This window comes from Flavobacterium flavipallidum (assembly GCF_038289905.1).
Lineage (GTDB): Bacteria > Bacteroidota > Bacteroidia > Flavobacteriales > Flavobacteriaceae > Flavobacterium > Flavobacterium flavipallidum.
This window is the reverse complement of record NZ_JBBYHU010000039.1, coordinates 22455-33053: the sequence shown is the minus strand read 5'-3', so window position 1 is coordinate 33053 and position 10599 is coordinate 22455. Positions and strand designations below refer to the sequence as shown.

Here is a 10599-nt window from a genome sequence, read left to right as displayed (position 1 = left end):
TTTTTTAGCCGAAACTATATCTTGAAAAATCTCAAAAAGCAAAAATGACCGATAATGGATATCTAAAATCGGTCATTTTCTTTAATTTTTATTCAAAAGATAGATTACTTCTGAATGTGCCTTGGTACTGGTATTGTAATTTGCCCGGTTAGCATTGTTAAACAACCTTCTTAATAAAGATTATGAAATAATTAAGTTTGCCTTGGTAGTAATAAAATTATACAAAAAGATTATATTGATCTTGAGTTTTTTTTAAATATGAATTTTTCTTTTATAAAGACCCTCTTAGAATAAGGCTGCTTTTATTTTCAATTTGTTCTTTTCGTTGGTTCAGAATTAATTCTGCCAGGATACGTCCCATTTCTTGAAAGTCTGTTGAAATAGTGGTAATACCATTGGCGACAACTTTTTTTAAAGGGGTATCATTGTAGGAAATAATTCCAAAATCAGTACCGATATTTAGTTTTTGTATTTTAGACTGTTCAATTACATTTACCAGATGACGGTCGTCAGGAATAAGGTATAGATTGCCCGGCTGTATTTCATTGTTTTCAAAATGGGAAATAATATCATATGGAATTTGATATTTTTCGCAAAAAGCAATAAATCCTTCCTTCATGCCCATGGGTTGTTTATAACTGGAGAAAATCAAAATGAGTTTTTTGTATTTTTCTATTTGGATTTTCCCGGATTCTAAAGCATTAAAAGTGTCTTTGGAATGATTTTGATGAACAGATGGATAGTTTTTTAATTCGTTATTAGTTTGGTCTAAAATGAAAACGTCCTCAGGTGGTAATGTTTTGATGATAGATGCAGCATTAACGAGGTTCGTGGGCATAATAATGTATTTGGAATAATTTCCGTTGTTATCATGAACCAATTTTTTAAAAACTTCCGGATTGAAATAATGGAAAAAGATGTCAATTTCGGCATTTCGGTTTATAGTTGCCATAAACGAATTGTATAAATCTTCTTTGAAAGCATTTAATTCGTCAAACAATAAGAAAATACGCTGCTCAAAACTAAAATCTTCACTCTTTACATAATATCCTTTTCCTAAAATAGCATAAATGATTCCTCTTTTCTTGAGTTCGTCATAAGCTAATAAAACAGTATCTCTGGATATTCCAAATTCAAGAGATACTTTGTTTACCGAAGGTAATTTGTCTCCTCTTTTTAATCTTTTTTCAGCAATTGACATTTCTACTGATAAAATGATTTGTTTGTATTTAGGAAGGTCTTGTCTTTTGTTAACAGATATTATCTTCATGTGATAATTTTTGAGGTTTTAAATATACAAAAAAAACAAACTGGTGTGTACTGGTATGTTTTATGTGGAGAGCTAGCGATTGTTTTTTAGAAAATACCTTTTTTAAATTGTCATTATAAATCTGGTGGTTAATTGTTAAAACTGGTAGCTACTGGTTTGTTTTTGTAAATGTTGTACATACATTTGTTATTTACTCCATAAAAAAAAACTTTGAAAAAAATATATTTGCTATTTTATTTCAAAATATTTTAAAAAGAAAACCCTCGGATAAAAAAATTAAGGCTTTATAAAAGAAATGCAAATGAATACGATGTTAAATGGTAAATTAAACATAAATAGCTTTTTTGTTAGAGCTTGTTTATTACTGATGCTATTTTCAGGATTAGCCAGTGCACAGTTAAAAACTAGTGAAAGTGAAGTTGGCTTGGGTTGGAGTAACAATTCAGTAAATACGGTTGTTTTTAGAAACAAAGCGCTAACTACTTTTAAAAATATTCAGTTTACGGCCTATTACAATCCGGAGGGAAAAATGGTGCTGGCCAAACGTAAGTTGAATTCTAAAAAATGGGAAGTTGTAGTGACTCCTTTCAGTGGAAATGTCAAAGATGCTCATAACGATATCAGTATTGCAGTAGATAGTAAAGGTTTTTTGCATGTAAGTTGGGACCATCACGATACCCGCCTGCGTTATGCCCGAAGTACAAAACCTTTTAGTTTAGAATTAGGTGCTGAACAAGCAATGACCGGAACTGATGAAGCAAAAGTGACCTATCCGGAATTTCATAATTTACCGGATGGCAAATTGTTATTTTGCTACCGTTCGGGAGCTTCGGGAAGAGGAAATATGATTATGAAATCCTATGAGGTACATACACAACAATGGTCTGTGTTGCAAAATAAATTGATTGATGGCGAAAATCAGCGTTCGGCATATTGGCAAATGTGTGTCAATGAAAAAGGAATTTACCTTTCCTGGGTTTGGAGAGAAAGTTGGGATGTAAGTACGAATCACGATATTTGTTATGCTTTCTCTGCTGATGGTGGAAAAACATGGCAAAAATCTTCAGGAGAAAAATACAATTTACCTATAACAAAAGCTTCTGCCGAAATCGCCTGGGAAATACCTCAAAATTCCAGTTTGATTAATCAAACTGCAATGACAACAGATGCTGAAGGGAATCCTTTTATTGCAACCTATTGGAACAACGATGGAATACCGCAGTATAAAGTCGTGTGTCTGAAAAATGGAAAATGGAATCTGATTAATACCGATTTTCATAAAAATTCATTCTCATTAGGAGGAGGAGGAACGAAACGAATTCCAATTTCGAGACCAAAAATTGTAGTAGATAAATCGATGTTGTACCTGCTTTTTCGGGATGAAGAAAGGGCGAACAAAATCACATTGGCTTACACAAATAGCAATCAAGTAAACTGGCAAGTAGAAGATATTAGTTCCGAATCTGTAGGACAATGGGAGCCTAATTTTGATAATGAACTTTGGATGGCAAAAAAACAATTGCATATTTTTTCTCAAAATGTCAGTCAGAACGACGGCGAAGGATTGGCCAAAGTAGCGCCGCAGCCAGTTCAGGTTTTGGAATTAAATAAGTTACCTTTAATTCGAAAAAAATAATATAAAAAAAGAACACTAAAAACCACTAAAAATAAGAGAATGAAAAGAAGAATAATGTTAGCGTTGCTAGTAGCTGTGCAGTTGGTTTCCGCACAACAGCAACAAAATGAATGGGAAAACCCAACTATTGTTGACCGAAACAAAGAAGCAGGGAGGGCTACTTTTGTTTTGTACCAAAATGAAGCTATTGCAACGACAAATAAGCCAGAAGCTTCTTCTTATTATAAAAGTCTAAATGGCGATTGGAAATTTAACATCGTTAAAAAACCAGCCGACAGACCTCAGGATTTTTATAAAACCGATTTAGATGATAAAAACTGGAAAAACATACCTGTTCCTTCTAACTGGGAGATGCAGGGTTTTGATATTCCTATTTATACAAATATTACCTATCCTTTTCCAAAAAATCCACCATTTGTAAACAACGAATACAATCCGGTGGGAACCTACAGAAAAACTTTTACCGTACCCGGTAACTGGACAGGAAAGGAAGTATTGTTACATTTTAACTCGATTTCCGGATATGCCCGCATCTTTTTAAATGGAAAAGAAATTGGGATGACTAAGGCTTCTAAAACAGCAGCCGAATTTGATGTTACTTCATTTTTGCAAAAAGGAGAAAACCTTCTGGCAGTACAGGTTTTTCGCTGGCATGACGGAAGCTATTTAGAGGATCAGGATTTTTGGCGTTTAAGCGGAATTGAACGAGATGTGTATTTGCAGGCAAGCCCAAAATTGACTATTTGGGATTATTTTGTGCACGCTGATTTGGATGAGAATTATACCAATGGATTGTTTAAAACTGCAGTTCAATTAAGAGCTTTTCAGCAAAATAAAATTAAAAATGCTAATCTGACTTTAACTTTATTAGATGCTCAGGGCAAAAAAGTATATAGCGAAACTAAAAAAGTAACTAATGCTACTAAGGAAGTGGAGTTCAGTTCAGTTGTTCCGAATGTAAATAAATGGAGTTCAGAAACGCCTTATTTGTACAGTTATAGCATCAAATTAGAAACGGCTAATCCTGCTGAAAATTCTGTGATTTATAGAAAAACAGGTTTTAGAAAAGTGGAGATTAAAAATGCGCAATTATTAGTGAATGGAAAAGCAATGTTGGTTCGTGGAGTTAATATTCACGATCACCATGAAACTAAAGGGCATGCGCCAGACAGAGCTACGATGCGCAGGGATTTAGAATTGATGAAACAAAACAACATCAATGCGATTCGAATGAGTCACTATCCTCATGATCCGTATTTATATGAATTATGCGATGAGTACGGAATGTATTTAGTAGACGAGGCTAATATTGAATCGCACGGTATGGGAGTTGATGGACAAAATATTTCTGCCGATACCAAACATCCATCTTATGTGACGATGTGGTTTCCGGCTCATTTGGACCGAATTCAACGTATGTTAGAAACCGATAAAAATCATCCTTCGATTATTATTTGGTCATTGGGTAATGAATGTGGGAACGGACCAGTATTTTACGAAGGGTATAAGTGGTTGAAGGCTCGTGATAATTCACGCCCGGTACAATTTGAACAAGCCAGAGAAAATGCTAATACGGATATTGTTTGCCCAATGTATCCAAGCATTAAATACATGAAAGATTACGCTGCTGCTACTGATAAAACACGACCTTTCATTATGTGTGAGTACTCACATGCGATGGGGAATAGTAGCGGTAATTTTCAAGAATATTTTGATATCATCAATAGCAGTCCGCATATGCAGGGTGGTTTTATTTGGGATTGGGTAGATCAGGGAATCAAAACTCAGGATGCAAATGGAACCGTATTCTATGCTTATGGCGGTGATTTAGGAGGTAAAGATTTGCAAAATGATGAAAATTTTTGTGCTAACGGATTAGTAAATGCCGGCAGGATTCCACATCCGGGATTAGCTGAGGTAAAAAAAGTATATCAGGATATTTTGTTTAGCTTGGAAGGTTCGAATCATTTGACGGTTAAGAATATTTTTCATTATACCAATTTGAATCAGTACCAATTCAAATTTGAGTTGGTTAAAAACGGAACTGTCGTGCAACAAAAAACATTCGATGTTGATTGCGCTCCTGAGAAAAGTACAACTTTGGATTTGCCAATTGAAACCCTAAATGAAAACGGAGAATATTTCCTGAATGTGTATGCTTTTACAAAAACAGCTACTGATTTAGTTCCTGTGAATCATGAAATTGCCAGAGAACAATTTGCCATCGGAAAAGGAAATTTCTTTGCTGAAATAACTACTGAAATTTCGAAAAAGAAAAACTTAAAAATCAAGAAAAAAGGAACTGAGCTGGCTTTTGAAACTCAAGCAGTAGCCGGAACTTTCGATTTAGAAAAAGGGGTTTTAAAAAGCTACAATTTCAAAAATGAAAATCATCCAATTATGACGCAGTTCCCAACACCTTATTTCTGGAGAGCACCAACCGATAATGATTTTGGAAACAAAATGCAGGAGAAATTAGTTGTTTGGAAAGATGCTCATTTGAATCCGGAAGTGAAATCAGTAACGGTAGGAAAACAAACCGATTTGGGATTACCTATTGAAGTACAATATGTTTTGGCTGCTGCCAAAGCACCTTATACAGTAAATTATTTGATTCAAAATAATGGGGAAATTAAAGTTACAGCCAGTATTGATGTGACGGATAAAAATTTGCCTGAAATACCACGTTTCGGAATGCGTGTGCAGTTGCCGGGAGCTTATGAAAACTTGAGTTACTACGGTCGTGGACCATTAGAAAATTATTCCGATAGAAAGACCGCTTCTTTTGTGGGAACTTATCAGGATAAAGTAGCCAATCAATTTGTTTGGGAATACATCCGTCCGCAGGAATGTGGAAATAAAACAGATGCACGTTGGTTTTCTTTGCAAAATAAAAATGGTTTAGGATTGAAAATTACGGGAGATCAGGCTTTAAGTTTTAGTACGTTGAATGTATCGACAGAATCTTTAGATCCGGGGAAAACTAAACAACAACGTCATACTAATGATGTAAAACCTCAGGATACTGTTTTTGTTAATGTTGATTTGGCACAACGTGGAGTAGGTGGTGATACCAGCTGGGGTGCTTTGCCACATTCCCCTTATTTGCTTAAAGCACCAAAATACAGCTATAGCTTTACTTTGAGTTTGTTTGATGCTAATAAATAATTTATTTTGGATATTAGCTGATTTATATTAGCCTGACTCACCTCAAGAAAGGGAATTTTAGTCTTTAATTTGGACGGATTCCCCTCTTGAGAGGGGTTAGGGGTGTGATTGTATGCTGTTCGATTAATTTTCTCATATATGAAACAAATAAAAATTACATTGTTCGCTTTTATTTTAAGTACTGTATTAGTCCTTTTTACTTCCTGTAGCGCGACCAAAAAAGCAACAGAAAAAAACAGTGCTTATCTTTTTGTGTATTTCACCGGAAATGCAAAATCTGAAGAAGCAATTCGTTACGCTATTAGTAAAGACGTTTACAATTTCTATGCTTTAAATGATAACAAGGCAGTAATTAATTCTGACGAAATAAGTACAACAGGAGGTGTTCGTGATCCGCATATTTTAAGAGGAAATGACGGGATGTTTTACATGACTGTTACCGATTTGCAAACCTCCAAAGGTTGGGACAATCAGGCGATGGTACTTTTAAAATCATCCGATTTAGTACATTGGACGTCTTCAAAAGTAGATGTTTCAAAAGTGTTTGATGGTTTTAAAGAGGTGAAGCGTGTTTGGGCACCACAAACTATTTACGACGCCAAGGCCAAGAAATACATGGTGTATTTCTCGATGTTGCAACCGGGTGGGACAGATATTATTTATTATGCTTATGCTAATAAAGATTTTACCGCCTTGGAAACGGTGCCAAAACAATTGTTTTTTAGCCCGACAAACGGTTCCTGCATTGATGCTGATATTATAGAGAAAGATGGAAAGTTTTATTTGTTTTCAAAAACGGAAGATACTGCTGATAAGGGAATTAAAGTGGCGGTTTCTGATAAGTTAACTTCGGGCTATGTTTTGAAAGACGAATATGTGGATCAAACCGATGAATCGGTAGAAGGTTCGGGGGTGTTTAAATTAAACAATTCGGATACTTATATTTTGATGTATGATATGTATCGAAAAGGGAAATACCAATTTACAGCTTCAACCGATTTGAAAAATTTTAAAGTAATTGATGCTGAGGTTTCGATGAATTTCCATCCCAGACACGGAACAGTTTTATCGATTACTGCTGATGAAGCACATCGATTGATTGCTGCTTATGGTTGGTTTCCAAATGGAGAAATTTCAATGGGACAATCAGAGGCTATCAAACAAAATAATGTTGTTGTTGATTTAGCCAATAAAATAATGTTGCTTCCTGTTAAAAACGGAACCGACTTGAAAAATTTTGATCCAGAATTTACTGCAAAGTCAGGTGCAAAAGTAAGTCCGATGGGCGCTCAGGATTTTTCTCAAAAAGCAGTGAAATATGATTTTGATTTTGGTGCTTTAGGCAAAACTACTTTTGACGTTAAGGCACTAGTTAGGAACAATCCTTCTCTGACAGGCTATTATGCCGATCCTGAAATTTTGTATTCTAATAAAGACAAACGTTTCCATATGTATCCTACCAGTGATGGCTTTTTCGAATGGAGTGGTTATTATTTCAAAAGTTTTTCCTCCACTAATTTGGTAGATTGGACGGATGACGGCATTTTGCTGGACTTGAAAAAAGATGTTTCCTGGGCTGATAAAAATGCTTGGGCACCTGCTGCAGCCGAGAAAAAAATAAATGGGCAATACAAATATTTCTTTTATTATACTGCGGAAGCAAAAATAGGGGTAGCAGTAAGTGATAATCCTCAGGGACCGTTTACAGATATTGGAAAACCATTAGTAGCAACAAAACCGAACGGAATTACCAGAGGTCAGATTATTGATCCGGATGTGTTTACGGATCCTGTTTCGGGAAAAAGTTATTTATATTATGGAAACGGATTTATGGTGGGAGTCGAATTGAATGACGACATGATTTCAGTAAAAGAAAATACTTTGACAGTTTTAAAACCAGACCGTACTTTTAGAGAAGGCACCGAGGTTTTTTACAGAAAAGGGAAGTATTATTTCTTATGGTCAGAAGATGATACCCGAAGTGAAAATTACAGAGTACGCTATGCGACTTCTGATAGTCCATTAGGTAATTTTACTATTCCGGAAAACAATTTGGTGATTGCTAAAGATCCTTCTCAGGGAATTTATGGAACTGGACATAATTCGGTGATTCAGATTCCGGGTACTGATGAATGGTATATTGTGTACCACCGTTTTACAATTCCAAAAGGGATTGAAATGGGGCGTTCTGCGGGTTACAATCGTGAAGTTTGTATTGACCGAATGTACTTTGATGAAGCAGGAAATATTATTGCCGTAAAACCTACATTAGAAGGAATTCAGCCTTTGGAAAAATAAATTAAAATATTTTTTACCATTAAGAAATCAAGAAAATTCAGACTTAATGTTTCTTAATTTCTTAATGGTGAAAATGAAAAATAATAAGCTGTTTTTGAAATTCAATTTTTAAATTATGAGAAATGATAAGAATTTGTTGAAATGTTTACTGATGTTTTTTTCGTTTTCAATATTGGCAAGTGCCCAAAATAAAACTGCGAAAATAACCGTAAAAAACAATTTGGATTTCGCTCGAAAGGAAGTGGTTTCAATCAAAGGGAAGTCACTTTTTAATATAGTGTTAGGAAAAAAAACAGCTGATTTGCGAATTAAAAATGAAGGAACTGCAGCCTATGTGGTTTTACAATGGGCTGATAATAATCAGGATGGGAAACTTGATGAGCTGTTGTTTTTGGCAGATGTGCCTGCAAAGGGCAAAACCAAATATACCATAGTATTTGATAAATCGATTCCGTTGCCTGAAAGTGCAGTTACTGCTTACTCTCGTTTTGTGCCGGAACGAACGGATGATTATGCCTGGGAAAATGACAAAGTAGCCTTTAGAACCTATGGTCCGGATGCACAGGAAAGAGTAGAAAAAAAACTACCCGAAGGAACTTTAACCAGCGGTATTGATTTATGGTTGAAACGTACGGATAAACCTATTATTAATAAATGGTATGCCGAAAACACAAAATCTCCAGGTTATTATCATATTGACCATGGTGAGGGTTATGATCCTTACCAAGTGGGGCTAAGTCGTGGTACGGGTGGTATCGGAATTTGGGAAGCCAATTCGTTGAGCGTTTCTCAAAATTTTGTGGGTTATAAAACCATTACTGCCGGGCCTTTACGTACTGTTTTCGAATTGTATTATGCGCCTTGGACCTATTATGAAGTAAATGAAACCAAAAGAATTTCATTGGATATAGGTTCCAATTTTTCAAAGTTTGAAATTTTGTATAAATCCAATAGACCGTTGCCCAACCTAGCCACAGGAATTGCTTTGCATGACAACAAAGGCGAAGTAAAAATCAACAAAAAAGAAGGTTGGTTTCGTTATGCCGAAAAAATGGATGGTGTTTTCCTTGGAGAAGGAATTGTTACGAATCCAAAAATAGTAGCGGATGCGTTTACGGATGTTCCTGAAACTAAAGGAGGAAGTAATCTTTTGGTAGTTACTCATCCAAAAGACAATAAATTGGTTTATTATGCAGGTTTTGCATGGCAAAAAAGTGGACAGGTTGAAGATGCAGTCGATTGGGATACTTTATTACAAAAACAGGCAAAATTGTTAGCTAATCCTCTTAAGCTAACCATTAAAGGGAATTAGTAAATCTTTTTTTGTAGTTTCGCTAAAACATACAAAATAACCAAAAAAATGGATTTAATTTCAGGACTTAAAGATAAAGTAGTCGTAATTACAGGAGGTGCCGGAGTATTAGGTGCCGGATTCACAAAAGCATTAGCTAATCAGGGAGCTAAAGTAGCTATTCTAGGAAGGGATGGTGAAAAAGCACAAAAATTAGCTGATGAAGTTGTTAGTAACGGTGGAAAAGCAATTGGTGTTTCTGCTGATGTGTGTGATGAAGTAAGTTTGAGAACAGCACACAAAGCTATTAATGATGCTTTAGGTTTAGTGGATATTCTTATTAACGGTGCTGGTGGTAATCATCCTAAAGGAACAACTTCTGACGTTTTTTTCGATAGAGAAAATTTGAATGTAGAAGGGATGCAAACTTTTTTTGGTTTAGATACAGAAGGATTACGTTTTGTATTTGATCTTAATTTTATTGGAACTTTATTGCCTACACAGGTTTTTGCTGCCGATATGATTGGTAGAGAAGGATGTAGTGTTTTGAATATTTCTTCAGTAAGTGCTTTTAATCCTTTGACAAAAGTTGTTGCTTACAGTGCTGCCAAAGCGGCAATCAGTAATTTAACAGAATGGCTTTCGGTTTATTTTGCTAAGGAAGGAATTAGAGTAAACGCACTTTCACCGGGCTTTTTCTTAACGGAACAAAACAGAACTTTATTGACTAACGAAGACGGAAGTTTGACCGAAAGAGGAAATAAAATTCTATCGCAAACTCCAATGGGACGATTTGGTCAGCCAAATGATTTAGATAGTACTTTGCTTTGGCTTTGTAATCCTGATTCCCGTTTCGTAACAGGAATTGTTGTTGCCGTAGATGGAGGATTTTTAGCTTATTCAGGAGTTTAATACACATAATCAAAATACAATGGG

Annotated in this window: 6 protein-coding genes; 5 read left to right on the top strand and 1 reads right to left on the bottom strand. The window is 35.3% G+C overall.

What is annotated here, in order from left to right:
• Positions 1–271 precede the first annotated feature (271 nt).
• On the bottom strand, positions 272–1270 hold the full coding sequence (locus AAEO59_RS14750) for a GntR family transcriptional regulator (RefSeq protein WP_341701517.1): 999 nt from the start codon (positions 1268–1270) through the stop codon (positions 272–274).
• Between the two features lie 301 nt (positions 1271–1571).
• Here AAEO59_RS14750 and AAEO59_RS14745 point away from each other — a divergent pair, with 301 nt between their 5' ends.
• The 5 genes from AAEO59_RS14745 (at position 1572) to AAEO59_RS14725 (ending at position 10575) form a co-directional block, all read left to right on the top strand.
• Positions 1572–2906 carry a BNR repeat-containing protein gene (locus AAEO59_RS14745; protein ID WP_341701516.1) on the top strand — a complete coding sequence of 445 codons (1335 nt, stop codon included), beginning with the start codon at positions 1572–1574 and terminating at the stop codon, positions 2904–2906.
• A gap of 39 nt (positions 2907–2945) precedes the next feature.
• Positions 2946–6074 (top strand): glycoside hydrolase family 2 TIM barrel-domain containing protein, encoded by a 3129-nt coding sequence (locus tag AAEO59_RS14740; protein WP_341701515.1) that lies wholly within the window; start codon positions 2946–2948, stop codon positions 6072–6074.
• 138 nt (positions 6075–6212) lie between these two features.
• Positions 6213–8372, top strand: coding sequence for a family 43 glycosylhydrolase (locus AAEO59_RS14735; protein ID WP_341701514.1), 2160 nt, complete (start codon positions 6213–6215; stop codon positions 8370–8372).
• 115 nt (positions 8373–8487) lie between these two features.
• Positions 8488–9684: a DUF4861 family protein gene (locus AAEO59_RS14730; protein ID WP_341701513.1), complete on the top strand. Its 1197-nt coding sequence runs from the start codon at positions 8488–8490 to the stop codon at positions 9682–9684.
• Between the two features lie 48 nt (positions 9685–9732).
• The gene (locus AAEO59_RS14725; RefSeq protein ID WP_341701512.1) at positions 9733–10575 is read left to right on the top strand and encodes an SDR family oxidoreductase; all 843 of its coding nucleotides are present in this window, start codon (positions 9733–9735) and stop codon (positions 10573–10575) included.
• The last annotated feature ends 24 nt before the right edge of the window (positions 10576–10599 follow it).